General features: G+C 63.5%; 19 protein-coding genes. 13 read left to right on the top strand and 6 right to left on the bottom strand.

Annotated elements, in window-relative coordinates:
* Positions 1–199 precede the first annotated feature (199 nt).
* From sctW to ACF3ND_RS08365, 8 genes are read left to right on the top strand one after another with little or no spacing between them, the layout of a single operon-like run.
* Positions 200–1,306, top strand: coding sequence for a type III secretion system gatekeeper subunit SctW (sctW, locus tag ACF3ND_RS08400; protein ID WP_394065620.1), 1,107 nt, complete (start codon positions 200–202; stop codon positions 1,304–1,306).
* The gene (locus tag ACF3ND_RS08395) at positions 1,303–1,686 is read left to right on the top strand and encodes a hypothetical protein (protein WP_394065619.1); all 384 of its coding nucleotides are present in this window, start codon (positions 1,303–1,305) and stop codon (positions 1,684–1,686) included. The genes sctW and ACF3ND_RS08395 overlap by 4 nt, the downstream gene beginning before the upstream one ends.
* Positions 1,687–1,699: 13 nt before the next feature.
* The gene (locus ACF3ND_RS08390) at positions 1,700–2,101 is read left to right on the top strand and encodes a hypothetical protein (protein WP_394065618.1); all 402 of its coding nucleotides are present in this window, start codon (positions 1,700–1,702) and stop codon (positions 2,099–2,101) included.
* A gap of 10 nt (positions 2,102–2,111) precedes the next feature.
* On the top strand, positions 2,112–2,510 hold the full coding sequence (locus tag ACF3ND_RS08385) for a hypothetical protein (protein ID WP_394065617.1): 399 nt from the start codon (positions 2,112–2,114) through the stop codon (positions 2,508–2,510).
* Between the two features lie 8 nt (positions 2,511–2,518).
* Positions 2,519–4,615, top strand: coding sequence for a type III secretion system export apparatus subunit SctV (gene sctV / locus ACF3ND_RS08380; protein ID WP_394065616.1), 2,097 nt, complete (start codon positions 2,519–2,521; stop codon positions 4,613–4,615).
* 52 nt (positions 4,616–4,667) lie between these two features.
* Complete coding sequence (sctD, locus tag ACF3ND_RS08375) at positions 4,668–6,008, top strand: type III secretion system inner membrane ring subunit SctD (RefSeq protein WP_394065615.1); 1,341 nt, start codon at positions 4,668–4,670, stop codon at positions 6,006–6,008.
* Positions 6,009–6,021: 13 nt separating this feature from the next.
* Positions 6,022–6,303, top strand: coding sequence for a hypothetical protein (locus ACF3ND_RS08370; RefSeq protein WP_394065614.1), 282 nt, complete (start codon positions 6,022–6,024; stop codon positions 6,301–6,303).
* A complete protein-coding gene (locus tag ACF3ND_RS08365) occupies positions 6,300–6,563 on the top strand; it encodes an EscF/YscF/HrpA family type III secretion system needle major subunit (RefSeq protein ID WP_394065613.1) in 264 nt (87 codons plus the stop codon). Before ACF3ND_RS08370 ends, ACF3ND_RS08365 begins: the two co-directional genes overlap by 4 nt.
* Positions 6,564–6,598: 35 nt before the next feature.
* Here the strand turns inward: ACF3ND_RS08365 and ACF3ND_RS08360 are convergent, their stop codons facing one another.
* From ACF3ND_RS08360 to ACF3ND_RS08350, 3 genes are read right to left on the bottom strand one after another with little or no spacing between them, the layout of a single operon-like run.
* The gene (locus ACF3ND_RS08360; RefSeq protein ID WP_394065612.1) at positions 6,599–7,051 is read right to left on the bottom strand and encodes a type III secretion system chaperone; all 453 of its coding nucleotides are present in this window, start codon (positions 7,049–7,051) and stop codon (positions 6,599–6,601) included.
* Between the two features lie 24 nt (positions 7,052–7,075).
* Positions 7,076–7,567: a type III secretion system chaperone gene (locus ACF3ND_RS08355; RefSeq protein ID WP_394065611.1), complete on the bottom strand. Its 492-nt coding sequence runs from the start codon at positions 7,565–7,567 to the stop codon at positions 7,076–7,078.
* Between the two features lie 35 nt (positions 7,568–7,602).
* Positions 7,603–10,392: an inositol phosphate phosphatase SopB gene (locus ACF3ND_RS08350; protein WP_394065610.1), complete on the bottom strand. Its 2,790-nt coding sequence runs from the start codon at positions 10,390–10,392 to the stop codon at positions 7,603–7,605.
* A gap of 93 nt (positions 10,393–10,485) precedes the next feature.
* Here ACF3ND_RS08350 and ACF3ND_RS08345 point away from each other — a divergent pair, with 93 nt between their 5' ends.
* The 3 genes from ACF3ND_RS08345 to alr all read left to right on the top strand — a co-directional run bounded on the left by ACF3ND_RS08345 (position 10,486) and on the right by alr (position 12,640).
* Entirely contained in the window at positions 10,486–11,001 is a 516-nt protein-coding gene (locus ACF3ND_RS08345; RefSeq protein ID WP_394065609.1) for a preprotein translocase subunit SecD, read from the top strand.
* A 24-nt stretch (positions 11,002–11,025) separates the two neighbouring features.
* Positions 11,026–11,454 (top strand): ATP-binding protein, encoded by a 429-nt coding sequence (locus ACF3ND_RS08340; protein WP_394065608.1) that lies wholly within the window; start codon positions 11,026–11,028, stop codon positions 11,452–11,454.
* A 61-nt stretch (positions 11,455–11,515) separates the two neighbouring features.
* Complete coding sequence (gene alr / locus ACF3ND_RS08335; RefSeq protein ID WP_394065607.1) at positions 11,516–12,640, top strand: alanine racemase; 1,125 nt, start codon at positions 11,516–11,518, stop codon at positions 12,638–12,640.
* On the opposite strand, the gene ACF3ND_RS08330 is transcribed toward alr, so the two are convergent.
* A complete protein-coding gene (locus tag ACF3ND_RS08330) occupies positions 12,615–15,056 on the bottom strand; it encodes an MFS transporter (protein ID WP_394065606.1) in 2,442 nt (813 codons plus the stop codon). The two genes, alr and ACF3ND_RS08330, sit on opposite strands and share 26 nt — an antisense overlap.
* Positions 15,057–15,142: 86 nt before the next feature.
* Here ACF3ND_RS08330 and ACF3ND_RS08325 point away from each other — a divergent pair, with 86 nt between their 5' ends.
* Positions 15,143–17,149, top strand: coding sequence for a SpoIIE family protein phosphatase (locus tag ACF3ND_RS08325; protein ID WP_394065605.1), 2,007 nt, complete (start codon positions 15,143–15,145; stop codon positions 17,147–17,149).
* Complete coding sequence (locus ACF3ND_RS08320) at positions 17,142–18,353, top strand: ABC transporter substrate-binding protein (protein ID WP_394065604.1); 1,212 nt, start codon at positions 17,142–17,144, stop codon at positions 18,351–18,353. The genes ACF3ND_RS08325 and ACF3ND_RS08320 overlap by 8 nt, the downstream gene beginning before the upstream one ends.
* An 82-nt stretch (positions 18,354–18,435) precedes the next feature.
* Here ACF3ND_RS08320 and ACF3ND_RS08315 read toward each other — a convergent pair whose 3' ends face one another.
* Together ACF3ND_RS08315 and chrA are read right to left on the bottom strand one after the other, a co-directional pair.
* Positions 18,436–19,956 (bottom strand): YifB family Mg chelatase-like AAA ATPase, encoded by a 1,521-nt coding sequence (locus tag ACF3ND_RS08315; RefSeq protein WP_394065603.1) that lies wholly within the window; start codon positions 19,954–19,956, stop codon positions 18,436–18,438.
* A 124-nt stretch (positions 19,957–20,080) separates the two neighbouring features.
* Entirely contained in the window at positions 20,081–21,283 is a 1,203-nt protein-coding gene (gene chrA / locus ACF3ND_RS08310) for a chromate efflux transporter (protein ID WP_394065602.1), read from the bottom strand.
* Positions 21,284–21,385: the final 102 nt, after the last annotated feature.

Genomic DNA, 21,385 nt, shown 5'->3' with positions numbered 1-21,385 from the left:
CTCGCACCTTGCTGAATAGGTGACAAACAAGGCTCAACAGTTCCATCGCCGCGCCACGAATCAGGGCGAGCGCTGAAACTGACAAAATTGCGGCCCGCCCCCCGCCTGGGAATGCAAAAAATATTTTTTTGAAGCAGGGAACTATTCACGCCCCGAGGTTACTACCTCGGGACAGCAATCAAAGGACGTTTTTTTCACTATGAACCGTATTGATACCGGCGGCCTCGCCTCCGCGCCCTCCATATCGGGCCAACCGGCGGACATCAATTCCGGACAAGCTCAGACGGGCTTCCTGATGGGCGAGCACGCGATCGTACTCAAGGACGGGCTGATCTCCCTGGAAGACTCCGCCGAGGAAATCAGCTTGCACATGGCGGAAAAAACCGAAGATAAGCATCACGCCGAGCGCAAGGTCAAGCCCGACCGCGCCATGACGCTGATGAAGCCCGCCGAAATCATCGAAATGCTGCAACAGGGCCGCGACCCTGACGCGCAAGCCAAACTCGACGTTCTGGTCGATAAACTGCTTACCGGCCGGGGATCCCCCCGCCAGCAGAGCTCCGCGGCATTCGAAGACGTATCCCAGCAATACCTGGCCCTGCAGTACGCCCTGCGCAAAGGCGAACAGGAAGACGTCCCCGCCGAACGGCTGGAGGCCTTGCGCGATGCCTTGGCCGACCTGGAGATCGACAGCGGCCCGCAGATACGCGCGGGCTTGAACGCCTTGGGCGACGCCTCGGCCTTTGCATCCGACGCTGCGGGCGTCCGCACCTTTCAAAACACCTACCGGGACATCGTCCTGGGCGAGAACACGTTGAGCAAGACGCTGAGCCTGGCCCTGGAACGCTTCGGAGGCAGGAATATCGCGCGCGGTCTCCAGCAATTGATCGCGGCTCTTGGGCACGACTTGTCGTCCGCCCGGCCGTCCACCTCGCCCAGCCGCTTGCTGGCCCTGACCAGCGACTTGTATCATCTGCAAGTTGCCGCCACCGTGCTAGAAGGTTGTACAGAGTTGTCCGGCAGCCTGCAGGCCCGAAAGCAGGGAGCGCCGGACAACGAGCGCCTCATGCGCGACCTGGTCTTTCTGACCGGCGAAAAATGGCTGGGCGAATCCCGCCTGACCAGCATGGCGCAACAGCACGGCGTCTCGTCGCCTGAAGGGCGCGTGAGTTTTCTGACTGGCGTCAAAGCCATGCTGCGCGCGCTTCCCATCCAGGTTTTCCCCGATGACGACGCCCGGCGGTCGACTCTGGACGCCGTCCAGGATGCGTTGGACATCGCCATAGACGAGGAAGAGGCACAATGACAGCCACTGATGACACTTTGCGGCAGTTTGGCGAAACCGCCGGCATGACCGATCTCTCGTTCGACAGCCGCGGGCAGGTCATCTTCCGCACAGGCCAGGGACGCTTGCTGGGGCTGGAGCGCGCCACCCCGAACATATTGGCCTATGCCGCCCTGCCCGTGCGCTACGAAGCGAGCGAGTGGCTGCTGAAAGCCTGCAAGCGCGCCCACTACAGCCGCCTGGAAGACTGGCCGGTGCAGTCGGCGCTGCGCGAATATGACGGCATTCCTTACCTGCTGGCGCTGGTCCGGCTGAGCGAGTCGGAATTCACCGAACGGCGACTGCTTGCTGTACTGCATTATCTGTCGCGCTGGCTCGACGCTCTGCACAACGAACCCTGAAAGGAGGCTCCTGATGCCCAACCTGAACATCGACCGGCGCATGAATCTGGATTACGGAATCGACGGCATAGTACACGCCCGGGGAAGCCAGGCCGAAACCCAAGGCCTGCCCGAGCGTCGCAACCTGACGCCGACCGACGACCCCGTTCGCACGCAGCTTACGCAGTTGCTGGAGAAATCCAATATCGGCCATGTCCTGGAAGAAGCTCTGCGCCCTGAAATCGGCAACCGCGATCTGCTCATGCCTGCGCGGTTTCGCGCCGTCCTGCAGCAAGTCCAGAGAGACCTGGCGGCATTGGCCGATCAAAGCGGGAATGACAGCCGTATCCTGAGCCGGGCGGTCCGCGTATTGAAAAACGAAGCCGAGCTGCGGGACCTGGTAGCCATGTACCGCAGTGTTCTGTATCAGGGGTGAACGCTCTCTCATGACCCTTTTGCATCACGACGCGCACCCGACTTCCCCCGAGGAACAGCTCGAACAGAACGGCGGCGCGCTGCTGGACCTGCTCGCGCACGTATACCTGGAGAACAACCGCCCCGAAAAGGCGGCTGTCCTGCTGGCGGCACTGGAAACGCTGGGTCTTGCCGACGGACGCCGGCTGACGGCATTAGCCTGGGCGCAATTGCGCTCGGGCAAGCCGTCCGCCGCTCTGGACACCCTGGACCAAGTCGCCTTGCAAGGGGAAATGGGCATCGCCTTTCATCTGGTGCGTGCCCAGACACTGGTCGCCCTGGACCGGATTGCCGAAGCCAACGCCGCCATGCAAGCCTATATCAAGCTGCGCGGCGATGATCGTGGCGCACCCGACTCCCCCCCGATCTAGGCTCGATCATGCAACATACTCTCAATCGCGTCGTCAGCCTCCTCACCAGCCGCAACGACGTCGTCCTGGCGATACTGATCGTCTCGATCATCTTCATGATGATCTTGCCGCTGCCCACCTCGCTGGTGGACGTACTGATCGGCACCAACATGACATTGTCGGCCATCTTGCTGATGGTCGCCATGTACCTGCCCTCGCCCTTGGCCTTCTCGTCCTTTCCATCGGTGCTGCTGATCACCACCCTGTTCCGCCTGGGGATCTCGATTGCCACGACGCGGCTCATCCTGCTGCAAGGAGATGCCGGCCACATCATCGAAACCTTCGGCAACTTCGTGGTGGGCGGCAACCTGATCGTCGGCCTGGTCGTCTTTCTGATCCTGACCATCGTACAGTTCGTAGTGATCACCAAAGGCGCCGAGCGGGTTGCCGAAGTGGCCGCCCGCTTTTCGCTGGACGCCATGCCGGGCAAGCAGATGTCCATCGACGCCGACCTGCGGGCAGGCACCATCGATATGGACGAGGCTCGCAAGCGGCGCTCGCTGGTGGAGAAGGAAAGCCAGCTTTACGGCGCCATGGACGGCGCCATGAAGTTCGTCAAAGGCGACGCCATCGCAGGTCTGATCATCGTCGCGGTAAACCTGCTGGGCGGCATCCTGATCGGCACGCTGCAGCGCGGACTAACCGCCGGCGAAGCCGTCCAGGTCTATTCCATCCTGACGATCGGCGACGGCCTCATCGCCCAGATTCCGGCCCTGTTCATCGCCATCTGCGCAGGCATCATCGTGACCCGGGTGCAGACGGGCGAAGGCGGTCCGTCCAACGTCGGCAAGGACATCGGTGCGCAGGTGCTGGCGCAGCCGCGCGCCCTTCTGATCGCTGCCGCCGTGGCGCTGGGAATGGGCCTGATTCCCGGCATGCCTACCTTGACCTTCTTGTCCCTTGCCGCCATCGTCGGAACCATCGGTTTCGTCCTTCTGCGCGGCACGCGCAAGGTTGTCGACGAGAAGACGGGCGCGATCACCGAAATTCCCGCACTCGCGGCCGACGGCCAACCCGCTCCCAGGCCCGGTTCCGAAGGCGGCGCGGAATTCGCGCCTACGCTGCCGCTGATGATCGATGTCGCCTCCGGGCTGCAGCAGCACTTCAATGCCGAGGAACTCAATGAGGAACTCATCAAGATCCGCCGGGCCCTGTACTTCGATCTGGGCGTTCCGTTTCCCGGCATCCAACTGCGCTTTAACGACGCCTTGCCCCAGAACACCTATCTCATCCTGCTGACCGAAGTGCCGGTATCCCAGGGACAACTGCTGCCCGACCATGTCCTGGCGCGGGATTCGGAACAGAACCTGCAGGCGCTGCAAATCCCCTACACCACCGACAAGCCGTTTCTGCCGGGCATTCCGACCCTGTGGGTCGGCGTCGACCAGGCGGCCACTTTGACAGCCGCCGGCATACCTTGCCTGGATGCCCATCAGATCCTCGCCTGGCATCTGGCCTTCGTCCTGAAGAAGTATTCGTCGGACTTCATCGGGATTCAGGAAACGCGCTTCCTGCTCAATGCCATGGAAGATCACTTCCCGGATCTGGTCAAGGAGGTCCTGCGTATCATGCCTGTGCAGAAGATAGCTGAAATTCTGCAGCGGCTCGTTTCGGAAGACATATCGGTGCGCAATCTGCGCGCCGTTCTCGAGGCCTTGGTCGAATGGGGCCAGAAAGAGAAGGATTCGGTCCTGCTGACCGAGTACGTGCGCATATTCCTGAAGCGGCACATCAGTTACAAGTACTCCAGCGGGCAGAATATTCTGCCTGCTTACCTGCTGGCCCCCAATATCGAGGAAACCATCCGGGAAGCCATCCGGCAAACGTCTGCCGGCAGCTATCTGGCGCTGGACCCAAGCACCACCAAGAAGCTTGTCGAGAACATCAAGGCCGCCGTCGGGGACATTTCCGGCAACGTTCGCAAGCCGGTCCTGCTGACATCCATGGACATCCGCCGTTATCTGCGCAAGATGATTGAACAGGACCTCTATGAACTGCCTGTCCTGTCCTACCAGGAACTCACCCCCGAAATCAATGTACAACCGCTGGCCCGAGTAGAATTATGACGCCGCAAATAGCTGGCCGAGCCCTGTCGGCCGCAATGTCGGGGGGCCCGCAATGAGCCGGCCCCTGGAACTGCGCATTCTTTCGGGACTGCACCAGAACGCCCGCTGTACGGCCCGGCACGATGCGCTTGTGGGCACCCATCACGATTGCGACATCGTGCTGGCCGATGCGGGCCTGCCGGAGCAGGCGGCCAGATTGAAGCTTGGTCCCGACGGCTGGGGCCTGTTTGCGGAGCCGCAGGATACGGAAGAGGCCATCGACCCGGCGACCCCTTACAATCAGCCGGTATCTTTCGGATCGGTCTGGGTGACCGTCGCGCAACCGTCCGACCCCTGGCTGCCGCCGCCCCCCGCTGACGACGAGCCTGGCGAGCCGGAATCGGCGTCCGTCGACAAGCCGGCCGCTTCGCCTGCTCCGGACGACGCTTCCCCGCCCCCGGGCGGTGCGGCAGCCACGACGACAGAGGCCTCCCCCCCTGTTGCGGCGCCAGGCTCACGCCGGCGTCGTTCGCGGAGCGCCTGGATCGGCCTGATCGTCCTGGTCCTGGCCGTTGCGATCGCCCTGCTGCTGGCCGTATTGTTGCCGCGCACTCCGCCCGAGCCGCTCCCGCAGGCCGACCCGCGTCTCGCGGCCGAGCAATCCATCGGCAAGATCACCGCCGCGATCGAACAGTTGGGCTTGGCCTCCCGCCTGCACGTGGCGATCTCAACGGACGGAGTGGTTCAGGTTTCAGGCTGGGTGCGCAACGAGGAGGAACGCAACCGCCTGGCAGCCGCCCTGGTGCAGATCTGGCCCATGCCGGCCATGCAGGTCAGCAATGAAGCCGAAGCGCTGAGCGCGGCCGACCAGGCTCTAAAGGGTTTCGGGGTCAAATATGAAGCACGCTATGAAGGCGACGGCCGCCTGAACGTGACCGGCGTTGCCAGCGACTCCGAAACCCGGTCCAACGCCATGGAGGCTGTTCGGGCGCAGCTCCCCGGAATGACGATCATGGACAGCGGGATACTGCTGGCGTCCGAGGTGGCCGCAGAGCTCAGCCGAGAACTGGCCGCGGCGGGACTGGGCGCCATGGCGCTGGTATGGCAGCGGAATCAGTTGAAGGTGGGCACCGATACGCTGGATGCGGAACAGATGAGCACGGCCCAGTCCGTCCTGGACCGGTTCAACCAGACGCATTTTGGCGTGGCCGCCCTGTCCCAGTCCGAAAAGCCCTACGCGGACGCTGTGCCTTTCAAGATCCGCAGCGTCGTGAGCGGCGACACGCCCTTTCTTGTGCTGGAAAATGGAACTAAACTGCTGATAGGCGGCACTTACCAGCACTATCGCCTGACTAAAATCGATGATCGCCAGTTGATCTTCGAAGGTCCGCGCCCCGCCATCGTGCTGCGCTGAATGGATGAGAACCATGACGACAAACGTCACTGAACTGGAAACCCGGCTGGCCGACCCAGGCGGAGCAGTCCTGAAGGCTTCGTTGCTCGAACACGCCAAGGAACTGGAACAGTCCTGGCGCGCACGCATGGCGGCCGGATTGCCTCGCGGTGCGTTCGCCCAATGGCAGGCGGCGGCCGATGCCGCTGCCGCCGCAGTTGAAATCCTGCAGGATTGGCCCGCCAATCCCTTGCCGCCAGGAGAGGCCCCCACACATCCCCCCTCCCCTTTTCGCCTACCCAGGAGTCAATCATGACCAGCAGCATTGCCGGCTCAGCCGGAATGAACTTCAACGCGCTCAATGACACGATCTACAGCAGCATTCGCAGTCAGGAAACCAAGCTGCGCAGTACGATTTCCAGCATCAGCACCGATGCGGATGGCAATATTTCGCAGACCGATCTGCTCAAGCTGCAACAGCAAACTCAACAGTGGACGATCATGATCGACTTGCAGAGCACGATCACCAAACAGATTGCCGACTCCATTAAAGGCGTCATCCAGAAATCATCCTGACACGCGCCGGCCGCCATGATGTCAGCCTGCCTGAATCAGACAGACTGTACAAGCATGGCGGGGTCCGCATCGCCTCGACCCTGCTTGGGCGAGACATCTTGCGTGTCGCCTCCGCGAGTCCATGCTTCGACCTGGTCCAGCAGGCCTTCCAACTCGGCAACCAGGGTTTCGGCCTGGCAGGCAGCGCGCTCCAACGCGAGCTGCATATAGGGCCGTCCGTCGGGACCCACGCACAAGACCACCCCGCGCCCCGCCTGCAAAAAATTGGCGCGCGCCATGCGAACGGCCTGAGCGTCGTCGATCCCGTGGTCAGCCAGGCGGCAGGATAGGAAAACCAGGTCGCGCTCACTCGCATCCACGATATTGACCATGTGCCGGCCATCGATCATGAGCTGGCAAACGCCATCAGCGGTGGGGACCAGATCGGCAATGCCCAGCGCAGAGCCGAAATCAGCCATCAGGGTGGCGAACAGGGAGTCATCGGACATGGTTGTACCAAAAAAACAAGTTGTTCATGCTAGCGTACCGCCGGGCGGCAAGCCGTTCAAGCCTTCGCCCGGCGTTGATTCATCCAGGCCGTCCGCATCGCCGAGCGGGCCGCCGTCGTTGACCGCGTCGATCCGGTCGCGCCAGTAGCCCGCCACGTCGGCAAACGCCTCGATCCAGGCCGATGCCGCATCCACATCCAGGCTGTCCAGGGCGCGACGGTCCGCCAGAAAAATCCGTCCGGTGTCGAAATCGATGCTGAACGTTGCCCCGCGGGTCCCTTGCCAGAACAGATTGGCTCCCAGCAGCAGCGTATAGATGCCCTCCCGACGATCCGGGTCGGCTTCCTGCAGGCGCGTGAACAGTATGACGACGCTGTCTTGCCCGTCATACTGGATATGGATTTCATGGCCATCGACCACCAGTCCGACATAACCATCGTCTCCGGCGACCATGTCTGACAGATTCAACGATTGGCCCAATTCAGCGATCAGGCCCTGATAGGTGGAAATCAACATGATGTGGTCCTGGAAATTTTGAGTGGATATCGAGATCAGGCCCGGGCGAATTTGCCCAGGCCGCACAAGAACTGACGAACTTCGGGACCGGGCAGACGGGCCTTCAAGTGACGCGCCTCCTTGCTGCCTGCCAGGCCGGTGTTCCAACGCTGATTTTCCAGTTGCCCCGACCCGGAGCTGACCGTGTAGTAGACGCCCTGATCATCTCCCTGCAGGCGATCATCGGGGTTCATGCCTGCGCCCAGGTCCTGCAGGATCAGCTTGGATTTCAACTCCACGTCCATCACGCCGCCGCGGTCCTTATCGCTTTTGCACCCTTTGGACATGGTGGCCGCGAGATCGGTGGCGCCCACCAGGTCCAGGGCCCGTTCGGCCAAGCCCTGCAGCACCAGAATTTCACGCCCCATCTTGGCCGTGTCGCCGTTACCCGTGCGAAAGACCTTCTGAGTGAACATGGATCGCACGAGGTCCGTCTGGCCTCTGAGCTGCGCCATCAGATCCATCGCCTTCTGTCGCGAGACGGAATTGGCATCTGGATCAGACTGCAAGGCTTGCAGTCTGTCGTAGACTTCTCCGATGAACCCGCCGGGCCGCGCACCTACGGCTCCGAAGCGGCCATTGCCCAGGTCGCCGACAAGCTTGATCATATTGCGCGTATTGTGCTCGTGCACATTGGCCCAGGCGCCAAACAGGAAATGCTGCGCAGTTCCCGTGGCGATGCCGTTGATACCAAAAGAGAATGTTATGGTCTCCACGTCCACTTCCATGGTCTCATCATCATTCTGGTGCTTGCCGCCCAGCAGGCGCAGCGTCCGGCTCGGGCCTGAATTGGCCTCGAATGCCTGGAACTGATTGAAAGTATAAGTTTTTTCTTTGTAATCCCTCAGGCCCGGCAGTCTCTCCCGCACGCTGTCAGGTGAAATCAGGTTCACGCTGACATGTACCAGGCGTTGAGGCGACGCCTCTCCGGCCTGATAGGGCTTTGACGAGCCGCCCATAAGGCGGGCGTTGGTGGACAAAGCCAGCTCCAGCACTTCCTTTGCGCCATTTCGATTGGCTTGGCCGCGCAAATACTCGTCTTTGATGCCCCACATGTCGAGTACGCCGTGGCCGATAACGGTTGTCATGGCCTGGCCGGACGGACCGAGCAAACGGCTGATCTTCAGGCTGCGCGCATGAGCTGCGCTGTCTGTGAATCCCGAGGACACGCCGCCAATGCGGGCGTCGCCCGTCTCGACACCAAGACGACGATCAAAATGATGCGCCGGCGTGATCTCGCTCTGATAGATGCGCAGCGCTCCGTCTCGCATCACGGGCATATCGCGTCTCAGCGGCTGCCAGGTATGGATTCCTGCCAGAGCCGCTCGTTCAGCCCGAGCCAGTGAGTTCTTGGAAAACAAGGTGTTCAGCGTGCCTCGAGTAAAACCCGCGTCGCTCAGCAGCCGCCTCAAATCCTCAAGCACGGCGCGTTTTGCCTGCACGACGGGATGCGCGTCCCTATTGCCCTTCTCAGGAACCGCAATGGGTCGCAACGCGTCGAGGTCCCGATCGCCGGCATCGTAGTCCTGCATGCACTTGAGGCAGGCATCGACCCACGCGCTCCGGATCCGGTCCAGGGCCGTCCATGATCCTTCCTGTTCACTGGCGCCGCCCTGGGCGCGCATCTCGTCCAGTTGCCGCAGCAGGGATTGCCCTGCTTGCATCCAGACCATCTTGTTGTGCTTGACCGAACGGTCCGTCAACGGGTCGATCAAGCGCATTTCATTCACATATGCGCTCTTGGCGTGCAGGAGCTGGACTTGCCGGTCAATATCGGCGCATAGTGCGTGATGGAATTCCTGCCCGGCTTGCGCCGGGCTGTCTGAATTGCAGAGCTCAGTAGCCACAGCCTCCAGATCCCGCACCTGCCTCTCGAGCGCCTCGGCAAGGGCCTTCAGACCATGCGTGGTCCAAGCCAGACGCCCCAGCAGCTCTGTAGTCTGATTGATTTGCTCGAAGGCCCGCGACAGTGCCGGCGATTGAAAACCCAGTTCTTGAGAAGCCCTGCGCAGATCGCCAATCAGAGTGGCCGGATTCAATGCCACTTTGCCCAAGGGGTCGGACTGCGGCGCCTCCCGGATGAATCGACTGAGCGCGGGGAAGCGCTCCTGGCATTGTTCAAGGCGCACGGCAAGCAACTCATTCTCCGCAAACGCGCTTAAGGTCGACAAATCAGCATCCGTCATACGCTGACTGCCGTAACGCAAATCCATCTTCACAGCCCGGCTGAGGGCTGATCGCAGGTCCCGGTTTTCCATGCCGGGCAACTGAGCCAGTTTGGCGGACAGCAGGCCATCGTTATGGCGCACCGTGCTTTGGCGAAATTCCTGAGCCTTGTCAAGAATCCTTTTAACCTGGCGATTGGTCAAAGGCCGATCGTTGTCAGCCCAATTGCAGGGCAAGCTGCACGCCTCCAAGGCGCGCAGCGCGCCTTCGTCGCCTTCGGCGCGCCTGAGCAGATTCAAAAATACTTGCTTGACCTGCATGCGTTCCTGAGCGCGCAGCTGGACCGGCTGTTGTCGTCCCAGTACATTCGCACTGACCCAACCTCCAAGGCGCGACGCCAGGCGAGACAGGCGGCTTTGGCGAACCGCATCCTCGCCCTGATCCAGTTTTATTTCACGCAGCAAGAGGCCGCCGCTGGCCTGCCTGAAATTGTTGAGCCCTATGGCCATGCCCACCTCCGCCAGATTGCACCGTTTTGTTTTTGGTTTTAGTAACACCGGCGCGGCCGCAGTTCCGATCCGCTCACGCTTCTGTCCGCGTTCGACATTAGTGGCAATCATGGCTTGCGCCGGGCGTTTTAACCACTACAATTCCTTGAATTCACACCGACTTTCATCGCGCCTCAGATCCCGGATTCCGTGCAGGCTTTCATCATGTCATTGACTACTCGAGCTTTACTTCCTTCCCTCCTGGCTGCCGTGCTGACGTTGGCGGGCTGCCAGAACATGCCGTCGACCTCGCCACAGGCGTCCTCGGGCGGTGCCCCCCCATCGGCAGCCGACTCCCGTACCGTACAGCCGGTCGCCATTTATCTGGCCCAGCTACAGCCCGGCCCCGAGCTGGTGACCGTCCAGGTTCCGGAGGGCATCATCTATCTGCAGCCACGTCCGATCCTTACCCGCAAGGACCTGACGGAAGCCGCCGCCCTGGCCGATCGACAAGGAGGGAATTTCGTCGGCCTGCGTTTCACTTCCGACGGAGCCGAACGCCTGCGCGGCGCCAGCCGGGAAAATGCCGGCGCCATGCTGGCGCTGGTCATCGGTCGCGAACTGGTGGCGGCGCCTCGCATCACCGAACCGCTGGAGCGCGGCATCCTGGCCTTCAAAGTTCCCTCCGTCCAAGCAGCCGAGAGCCTGGCCGCCCGTATCCGGGGAGACTCGGCCCGCTAAGATGGCGCCAGTCCAGGAGCTGCCATGTCAGATCTCAACAACACCCTCGAGTTGTCTGCTCATTCCCAGGCAGTAGCCCAGGCCCTGGAATGGCTGGAATCCATCGCCGAACGACAGGATTGGCCTCCCCGCGCCACTTTCGGTCTGACTTTGTGCCTGGACGAAGCCCTGACCAATGTCATGTCGTATGCGTTCCAGCCCTGTGTTGCCGCGGGCCGGCCCGCCATCACGCTGGCCTGCCGGGCGAGCGGGCGCCACATCGTGCTGGAATTGCGCGACAATGGCCACCCCTACGATCCTACCGCCGAGACGCCCCCGCCTCTGGCGACCTGTCTGGACGACGCCACCCCGGGCGGACACGGCCTGCGCCTGATGCGCCACTACCTGGAAGACCTCCACTATCAGCGGCAGGGCGATTGGAACTGTCTGACCATGGTCATGCCTCTGCATTGATGGAACCAGTCAGGCCGTTCGGGTACCCACTCATTGGATTCCGTCCTAAAGACCCGAACGCATGTCAACACATAGTCTGCTCCAGGATTCAGACCGCATTCGCGCATGCGTCGATCCTGCCGCCGTCGCGCACAATCTGGCGCAGATGCGAAAACGTCTGGGGCCCAGCCCCGCCCGCATCTGGGCCACTGCGAAAGCCGATGCTTACGGCCACGGGCTGGCGCAAGTCCTTGCCGGCCTGCGTCAAGCCGACGGCATCAGCGTGGAAACGCTGGCTGAAGCCCGTCAGTTGCGTGGCCTTGGGTGGCAAGGTCCCATCCTGGTTCACGCCGGGCTGTTGAGTCGGCCGGAAGCCGACACGCTGGATATGCCGAACCTGCATCTGATCATCAGCCAAGTCGATCAACTGGAATGGCTGACGCAAGCCCGTCCTTTCGCGCCGCCCACCGTCTGGCTGCGCTATGCCGGCGACACGCGCATGGGCGGATTCGATGACGTCCGGTACCGTCGGGCCTACATGCGCGCCCTGTCCCTCCTGGCCCGCAAGCACATTCGCTGCATCGGTCATCTGAACCACTACGCAGGGGCCGAGCGCACGGACGGCATTCAGGAGGCCGACGCGCGCTTTCGCCATGCCATCGCGGGTCTGGAGGGGCCGATTTCCTGCGCCAATTCGGCCGCCATGCTGCAGCATCCTTCACAAGCGGCCAGGACGAACTGGGTCCGCCCCGGCATCACCTTGTACGGAGTCAGTCCGCTACACGGCCTGACCGGCCTCGATCTTGGCCTGCGTCCGGCCATGACCCTGCAAGCTCGACTGGCCGACGTCCAACTCTTGGAGGCAGGAGCCAGCCTGGGCTATAGCGGCGCCTTCGTCGCGCCGCACACCATGACCATCGGCCTGGTGACTTGCGGCTACGCGGACGGCTACCCCCGCCATGCACAGACCGGCACGCCGGTCGCGGTCGCCGGACGGATCACCCGCCTGCTGGGCCGTCCGAGCATGAACATGCTGGCCATCGACCTGAGCGACATGCAGGATGCGCGGCCCGGAACGCCAGTCACGCTTTGGGGAAAGGAGCTGCCCGTCGAGACCGTCGCCCTTCATGCCGCGACCATTGCGGCGGAACTGTTGACCGCCCTCACCGCCCGCGTACCCTTCACGGTTTTGGCGGACGTGGGGTGAACATCATGAACAGCAGGGTCGCCAACAGATAAATCATCCCCGTCAGGGCCAGGCCGGCGCCCATGCCCACCGCCCCATACAAGCTTGCAACCACCAAAGGCCCGGCCATCTGTCCCAGCTTGTCGGCGGCCTTCACGATGCTGGTGGCCCCCGCCGCCCCGTAGCGCTGGACATCCGGCAAAGCCAGCATGTAAGGAGATTGCGACGCCCCGATCAGGCAGCTGGCGACAGCCAGCGACAGCACGGCAAGGACGGCCATCGTCAGGCCATCACCGTCATGCAGGCCCAGCAAGCCCAGGCTGCCGACCAGGCCCCCTGCCACGATCCAGCGCTTCTTGATGGACGTGCGATCGGCCAGCTCTCCCATCAAAGGCCCGAGATAGATCACGCACAAGCCGTAGACCATCAGTACGCGCCCTACGCTGGAGGCCGACGCGCCCTGGGCATCCATATAAAGAGGCAAGGCATAAGAGAGCAGGCCGACTTGCGCGATCGAAAACGGCACGACGCTGCCCAGTAGCAGCAAGCCGAAACCTGGCGTGCATATCAGACGTATCGTCTGCCGCAACCTGGACAATGTCTGCCCCTCGTCAACCTTTACCGGGGCGGAGCCGGAATTCGGCGTAGCCCGCTCCCCGGTACTCATCCTGTACGATCGCATGAGTACCGTCACGCCCAGCAGCGGCAACAACAGGAACGCCACGCCGACCAGAAACACAGCCTGCCCCCCCAACTGCTCCATCAGCATGGCGCCCACCGCCGCGCCGGCCAGATGACCCGCGAACAGCCCGGCCAAGACGTTGCTCATGTTGCGTCCCCGGTAGTTCGCTGGACTGCGCATGACGACAAAGCCCTGCAGCCCCATCCAGGTCAGGCCATACCCCAACCCCACCAGGCCGCGGGCAGCCGCAAACCACAGCAGGTTCGGCGCCATTGCGCTGGCCAGAAAGCCCAGGCCGCAGACGCCCAGCCCACCTAGAACGGGGACCGACCAACCTTTGCGGTCCGTCAGGCTGCCCGCCAGCAGGGCCGTCAGCAGTCCGCCGCACATTTCCACGGATATAGGCAATGCCATCAACAGATGGGTGGGCAAAGTCAAACCATCAGCCGGCAGACTACGGGCATACACGGGCAAAAACCCCAGCGGCAACGCCCAGGAAAACAAGAATCCAAACATGACCGGCCTCCCGACCTGCCCGACTGCTTTCCCGCTGCTTTCCGCGCCGCGGGGACGCTGCAGCAAAAAGGACAAGAGCAGCAGCATCTCGATTGCCGCCACCAAGGCGACCACCACGACCGTAGCGGCATCAAGCATGCGCGCCCGCACGCCGGCCGCGACCAGGGCATCGTCCAGTTCCAGCCTCAGGCTGCCGGCCAGGCGCCGTCCGCCTTCCGTCATGAGAGGCAAAGACAGCGACGCTTCTGCCGCGCCCGCATCGGCCGGCAACGACGCGGACGGCTGTGCATCCACTCGCTCCAGGACCTTGCCCGAAGCGTCCAGCAGCTCGATGGACCGGATGATCGGAAATGTGCCTGCCAGCCGCGCAAGCGGAGCGTCCACTCCTCGCAGGCGGTCAATGGCCATCCCATACGCCAGCACGCGCTCCAGGTCGCGTTGCAGTCCCTGAGCCACGATGGCGGCATTGTCGCGTGTCACTTGCAAGGATACGGACCGGAACGTGGCGATCGTGTCCCCAGCGTAGACTCCCTGAGCCAGCATCAGGGCTCCCAGGGGCAAGAGGAAATTCAAGCGCCCTTCGCGGCCCAGCCGCTCCGCCGGCACCAGATACTTGTACACGGCCGCCAGCCCTAAGCCGACCAGCAACGTCACCGTCCCCAGCATGCCCAGGTTACGAAGGACGAGCGGCTGACTGGCTGCGGTGTCCCGCGCCACGGACAGCAGGGCCACTCCTTGGGTCGACGCAGCCGCATCCCGCAGCGCTACGGCCACCGTGATGCGATGCGCGGTAAAGAAAGCCGCTGCGTGATTGGGGCGCCGGACGACGCCCGGCGCCAAAGGGGCTTGCGGATCCGTCACTGCACGTAACAGCGCCGGCGATTCCGGTATGTCTTCCCCTTGAGCCGCGACGGATTGACCATCGGTCAGCCACACCGCCGCTCCTCGCCCATCCCGCAGCTCCGCAAGGCCCTGGCCCAGCAGCCGCCCCAGACCAAAGAACTGGGCGAGCGGCTTGCCCAGGCGCAGGCCGCTCTCTATATCGACGGCCATGCGACGAACCTCGACCTCCACCCGGTCGGCCACCATGTCGCGGTTCAGTCGATCAAGCGCCGCCAGGCTGAGCGCCCCGATGAGCGTCTGCGCCAGCAGCAGCACGGCAAGACAGGCCAGGGTGATCTCGAGCGCCGGACGACGCCGCAGCCCATCCTGAATACGTTGGAAAATCGCGTTACGCATAAAAACCAACCCTGGCGGTAAATAAAGTAGACGCGATTTTACAATTGAAGTAATTTGTCTTGCTCATCTTTCTACCTCGGCTCCATATGTTTCTGCATTCCCTTCGTGGCAAGATCTTCCTGGCCGTGCTGGGCCTTCTGCTCGTGATCGCCGGCGCGGTCATGCCAGTGACTCAGCGAGACATGACGCGCGCCGTCGAAGCCAACGAGCGCCATGCTGTCCAGAACGTCCTGCAACTGGTACTGCGGCACACCGAAGTGCGCTGGGAAACCTTGCTGGACGACAAAATCTACAACGTGCGCACTGGCCGGGCGCAATTGATGGAGCTGGGGGCCACCATCCAGTCCGTCCTGTCGAGCTACGAGTCCAAGGCGCAACTGGGCGTGCTCTCCGACGACGATGCCAAGCAGCTTGCTCTCGCCTGGCTGAATCGCCTGCCGCTCGGGGATCGACGTTACGCCTTTCTCTACGATGCCCACCACCAAGTCCTGGCCAGCAGTTCGCCCGCCATGATCGGCCAGGACATCTCTTCCCTGCTGGATATCAAAGGGCGCCCATTGGCGCAGGCCCTGTACGAGGAAAGCCGGTATTCCGGCTACGGCTTCGCCCTCTACCGCTGGCCCGCGGACCCTGCGGCCGGCCCTAAAGAGACGCGCTACGCGTATTTCAGCTACTTCCAGCCCTGGAACTGGATGCTGGCTGTTTCCGATAACGCGCAAGGCATCACCAACCAGGTTCAGGCCCAGCAGACCCGTATGGAAGCCGCCCTGCGCAATGCCTTGTCCGGCCTGACGCTGGCTCAATCGGGCTTCCTGTTCATCATGACGGACAGCGGCCGCTTTGTCGTACCGCCGCCCGCGGAGCATGCCGACCTGCTTCAGGCGCCCGAAAGAACGTCCGGTCGCGCGCTTCAAGACATCCTGCTCACCCCGGCCGCCGAACAGCAAATCACCGTGCAGCCCAAAGGCCATCAGCCCTGGAGCATCCATACTCTCTATTACAAGCCGCTCAAATGGACGCTGGGCGCCGCAGTCCCGCAGAGCGATCTGACAGCGCCCGCGCGACGGCTCATCCAACGCCAGGCCATGATTTTCGCGGGCGCGCTCCTGCTGGCTCTGGCATTGGCTTGGCTCATGGCCAGCCGTATCGCCAAACCCCTGGATACGCTGACTCGTTATGCGCTCAAGCTGCCCAGCCAGGACCTGACGACCCATGTCCAGCCCCCCGAACGCATCACGCAGATGCCCACGCGCTATCGCGACGAGGTAGGCCGTCTGGCTGCGTCATTCCTGTCCATGCAGGACAAGCTCAGCAACAACATCAAGCATCTGATGCTGGAGACGTCGGCCCGGGAGCGATTCAAGAGTGAACTGAACATTGCCCGCGACATCCAGATGGGCATGCTGCCCAAGCCCTTGCCGGCCGAAACGCTGGGACAGATCGATCTGCACGCCGCGATTCAGCCCGCCAAGGAAGTGGGGGGCGACTTGTACGACTACTTTTTCCTGCCCGACGGCCGCCTTTGTTTTGCCATCGGCGACGTGTCCGACAAAGGCGTTCCCGCCGCCCTGTTCATGGCGGTCACTCACACGTTGATCCGGGCCACGGCCGAAGACGAAACCGATCCTGCACTGCTCCTGCAGCGTATCAACAATCGCCTGGCCGAAAATAATCCGAACATGATGTTCGTCACCCTCTTGCTGGGCGTCATCGACTTGTCCACGGGCTCGCTGGTCTGGGCAAACGCAGGACATCCCCCTCCCGCCCTCATCCGCGCCGATGGAACCGTGCGTCTGCTGCCCGGACGCAGCGGCCCCGCTTGCGGTGTCCAGGAGGGCCTGCAGTACCAGTGTTTCACCTACCAATTGGATCGGGGCGAGACCCTGTTGGGTTACACTGACGGCATCACTGACGCCACGGACCGCCAGGATACCCAATATGGCGAAACCCGCATGATCGCGCGCTTGTCCGCACCTGTGACCAGCGCCACCACCCTGACCCAAGGCCTGCTTGACGACGTGCACCAGTTCACCGACGGCGCCAGTCCCTTCGATGACATCACCCTTATCGCCATTCGCCGCCCTTATGCTTAGAGCCTGCTCGACCCTGCTGACCCTCGTCCTGGCGCTCCCCGCCGCAGCCCTGGCGCCGACCGCCGGGCCCGTGCCGCCGTCCCACCCGGCCTGGACGACGGCATCCGGTTCGGCGAAACAGGCTGTGTTCCCCACCACGCCGCGCCTCAAGCCAGACGGCGGCAAATGGCGCCTGGGTTATCTTGAAAGCGGAGATTATTCCGAATACCCGGACACGTTGCGGGCGATCATCCAGGGGCTGCAGAAGCTGGGCTGGCTGAGCGTCCCGGACATACCCGAGCAGCTCAACGGTCGCCAGATGTGGGACTTCCTGGTCAAGCATGCCCGCAGCGACACGCTTGAATTCGTCGCCGATGCCTGGTGGCAGCCGGGGAACTTCGATCCCGCACAGCGCCCCGTCGTTCGTGAAGCGATACGCCAACGACTGCAGGAACGCCACGACATCGACCTTATCCTTGCCATGGGCACCTGGGCCGGGCAAGACATGGTCGCACTGGGCGCCCCGGTCCCGACGGTGGTGGCCTCGGCCAGCGATGCCGTGGGTTCCCGCATCGTCGCCAGCGCAAGCGACAGCGGCCTGGACAATCTGCACGCCCGTGTGCAGCCGGAACGCTACCAACGCCAGGTCCAGCTTTTCTTCGACATCGTCAAGTTCAAGACTCTGGGAATGGTTTACGAAGACAGTTTGGAAGGACGCAGTTATGCGGCGGTGCCCGCTGTCGAGCAAGCAGCCAGAAAAGACGGCTTCCAAATGAAATCCTGCACCACCGGCACCAATGAGCTGACCACGGCCCAGGCCACCCGCAACGTCGTCGAGTGCTACCGCAAGCTGAGCCAGGAAGTCGATGCGGTGTATGTCACCACGCACAGAGGCATCACGACCGAGAACATCGGAGAAATTGCCGGCATCCTGCGCAAGGCCAAAGTCCCCAGTTTCGCCATGCTCGATCCCGCTCAGGTGCGCGCAGGCCTGCTCATGAGCCTGGCGCAAGCCGACTACTCTTACGTCGGGCTTTTTCATGCCGAAGTCATCGCGCGCATCCTCAACGGAGCCAAGCCCCGCCAGTTGAGTCAGATCTGGGTGGACCCCGCCAAGATCGCCTTGAACCTGGATACCGCCCGGATCATCGGCTTCGATCCTCCGGTAGACATTCTGCTGGCTGCGGACGAGGTCTACACCGAACAGGGCGCGTTGGCGCCCTGACCCTTGAGCAATCCGCGGGGCGCTCATGCCTGCGGCACGGATTTCTCCGTCGTGCCACCCAGCTCCGCTTTCGCCGTTCGGCTCAAGGCAAGCTGGGCCGGAACTGCAAGGCCTCGGCCACATGCGCGCGCTGCACGTCGGGCTCGTCCGCCAGATCGGCTACGCTGCGCGCCACGCGCACGAGCCGCCCATGGGTGCGTTCGGACCAATGCCAGCGGCGCCGCGCATCGAGCAGCATCTGGCGCGCATCGCCAGCCAGGCGCGCATGCTCGGCCAGCGCCGCCGCGGACAGCCGTGCGTTGCAGCACCCTTGGCGCGCCAGTTGCCGCTCCCGCGCCCTGGCGACGCGCACACGCACGCGGCCGGAGGGTTCCGCAGCCAGTTCCGGATCCTGAGACGGTTCTGTCATGGTCACGCACAGATCGATGCGATCCAGCATGGGACCCGAAAGGCGCTGTCGATAGAGCTCCCGGCGCAGGGGCGAACAACGGCAGGCCTGGTGCCGGTGCCCCGCCCAGCCGCAGGGACAGGGATTCATGGCGGCCACGAACTGGAAGCGGGCCGGATACGTGGCCCGCTTCTGGGCGCGGGAAATGCGCACGCAGCCTTCTTCCAGCGGCTCGCGCAAGGCCTCCAGCACGCGCCGGTCGAACTCCGGCAACTCGTCCAGGAACAGCACGCCGTGATGCGCCAGGGATACTTCTCCCGGCCTGGGCTGCGCCCCGCCTCCAATCAGCGCGGCCGCCGACACGCTGTGGTGCGGCGCCCGGAACGGCGGGCGGGCGCTGAAGCGCGGCGACGCGTGCGCCAGGGCATGCAGCGCGGCCAGCTCAAGCTGCGCCTGCTTGTCCAGCACAGGCAACAATCCGGGCAGGCGCTGCGCCAGCATGGTCTTGCCCACGCCCGGCGAGCCGCTGAGCAGCAGGCTGTGGCCGCCGGCCGCCGCCACTTCCAGGGCCCGGCATGCCAGGGGCTGGCCGAGCACATCGGACAGGCAGGGTTCGGGGCCGTGTTCCTGCTCCGGCCAGGGTAAGGCCGGCATGAGCCCCAGGTCCAGCTCGCCGCGCAGATAGGCGGCGGCCTCGGCCAGGCTGGCCACGCCGCGCACCGGCAGATCCGGCACGTGCGCCGCCAGCGCCGCGCTGTCCGTGGGCAGTATCAGGCACAGCCCCGTGCGGCGACGGGCCATGCCCAGGGCGATGGTCAAGGCGTTCTGCACCGGCACCACCGCGCCGGTCAGGGACAGCTCGCCGGCCATGACGTAGCGCTCCAGGTCCGGAACGGCACGTTCCCGCCCCTGCCCGTCGGGACGGCCGAGCTGGCCGCTGGCCAGCAGAATGGCCAGCGCCACCGGCAGGTCGAAACGGCCCGAGTCCTTGGGCAGATCGGCGGGCGCCAGATTGATGGTCAGGCGCGCCGCGGGGAAATCGAAGCCGCTGGCCTGCAAGGCGGAGCGCACCCGCTCGCGGCTTTCGCGTATGCCGGCATCCGGCAGTCCGACAATGTGGAAGGCCGGCAGGCCCGGCGCCACATGGGCCTCCACCCGCACATCAATGAAATCCAGGCCCGACAGGGCGCAACTGTTCAGCACGGCCAGGGACATGAGCCCTCCCCCCCCTTATGCGCAAATCCCCAGTCTGCCTGACGCCGCCGGCGGATTCCATACGGCGGACGCTGCAAGACGATGCGGACTTGTACCTATGCGCCGTGTTTCCTGAACCAGTACGCTACAAGAACGCCCAGCCCGCCAGGGCGCTGCACAGTACCACCAGCCATGGCGGCATCCGCCATTGCGTCAGGACGAGGAAGGCGATCAGGGCGAGGGAAAAATCAGGCGCGCCGCGGATGGCGCTGGTCCAGACCGGATCGTAGAAAGCCGCCAGCAACAAGCCGACCACGGCGGCATTGACGCCTTTGAGGGCCGTCTGCGTCCTTCGCATCTGGCTCAGTCTGTCCCAGTGGGGCAAGGCCGCGACCACCAACAGCATGCCCGGCAGGAAGATCGCCAACAGGCACAGCGCTCCGCCCGCCGCGCCGCCCGGCCCCACAGATGCGGCCGCGCCCAGAAAACCCGCTAGGGAGAACAAGGGGCCCGGCACGGCCTGGGCCGCTCCGTAACCTGCCAGGAATGTCGGCGCATCCACCCAGCCGGACGCGACGACTTCGCTTTGCAGCAAAGGCAGCACCACGTGTCCCCCGCCAAAGACCAGTGAACCCGTGCGATAGAAAGCGTCGAACAAAGGCCAGACCTGCCCGCCCTGCCCCGTCAACCCCGGCGCAAGCAGCAAGGCCAGGAACAGCACGCCGGCGACAAGGCTGGCTCGCCAGCCCTGGCTCAGACTTGCAGGCTGGGGCACGGAGGCTGGCTCAGCCGGAAAAAACAGCAAGCCCGCCAGCGCCCCCAGCACTATGCCCCCCAGCTGCCCCCAGGCAGATGGCACGGCCAGAGCCAGAACCGCCGTCAAGCCGGCCAGCGTGAGACGGCCGCGGTCGGGACACAGACTGCGGCCCATGCCCCACACAGCCTGCGCCACCACCGCTACGGCGGCGATCTTCAACCCTTGCAAAAACCCATCGGGCGTTGCTCCCGCCCAGGACTCCAGCCCCCAGGCCAAGGCAATCATGATCGCGGCGGATGGCAAGGTAAAGCCCAGCCAGGCGGCAATCGCCCCGCCCAGCCCCGCCCGCCGCAAACCCAGGCCCATGCCGACCTGGCTGCTCGTGGGACCCGGCAAGAACTGGCACAGAGCGACCAGGTCCGTATAGCGCCCGTCATCCAGCCATCGGCGCCTGTCCACGAATTCCTGACGAAAAAAGGCAAGATGAGCAATGGGCCCGCCAAAGGACGTGCAACCCAGCCGCAGGAATATCCAGAAGATTTCCGCCGCAAGCCGCCAGGGCGGCCGGGCGGAATGTGTCGATGACGCCATCCCTTCCCCCGTTTCAGTCATGGCGCAGTATACGGGCGCTTGATGACGACCGGAGCATGCGGCAAGACTATATGCTTATTCGGAAAGCATGAATCCGGAGCA

It is taken from the genome of Alcaligenes sp. WGS1538 (assembly GCF_043187505.1).
In the GTDB taxonomy this organism is placed as follows: Bacteria; Pseudomonadota; Gammaproteobacteria; order Burkholderiales; family Burkholderiaceae_B; genus Alcaligenes.
The sequence above is the reverse complement of the archived record's forward strand: the minus strand, read 5'-3'. Positions and strand labels throughout refer to the sequence as shown.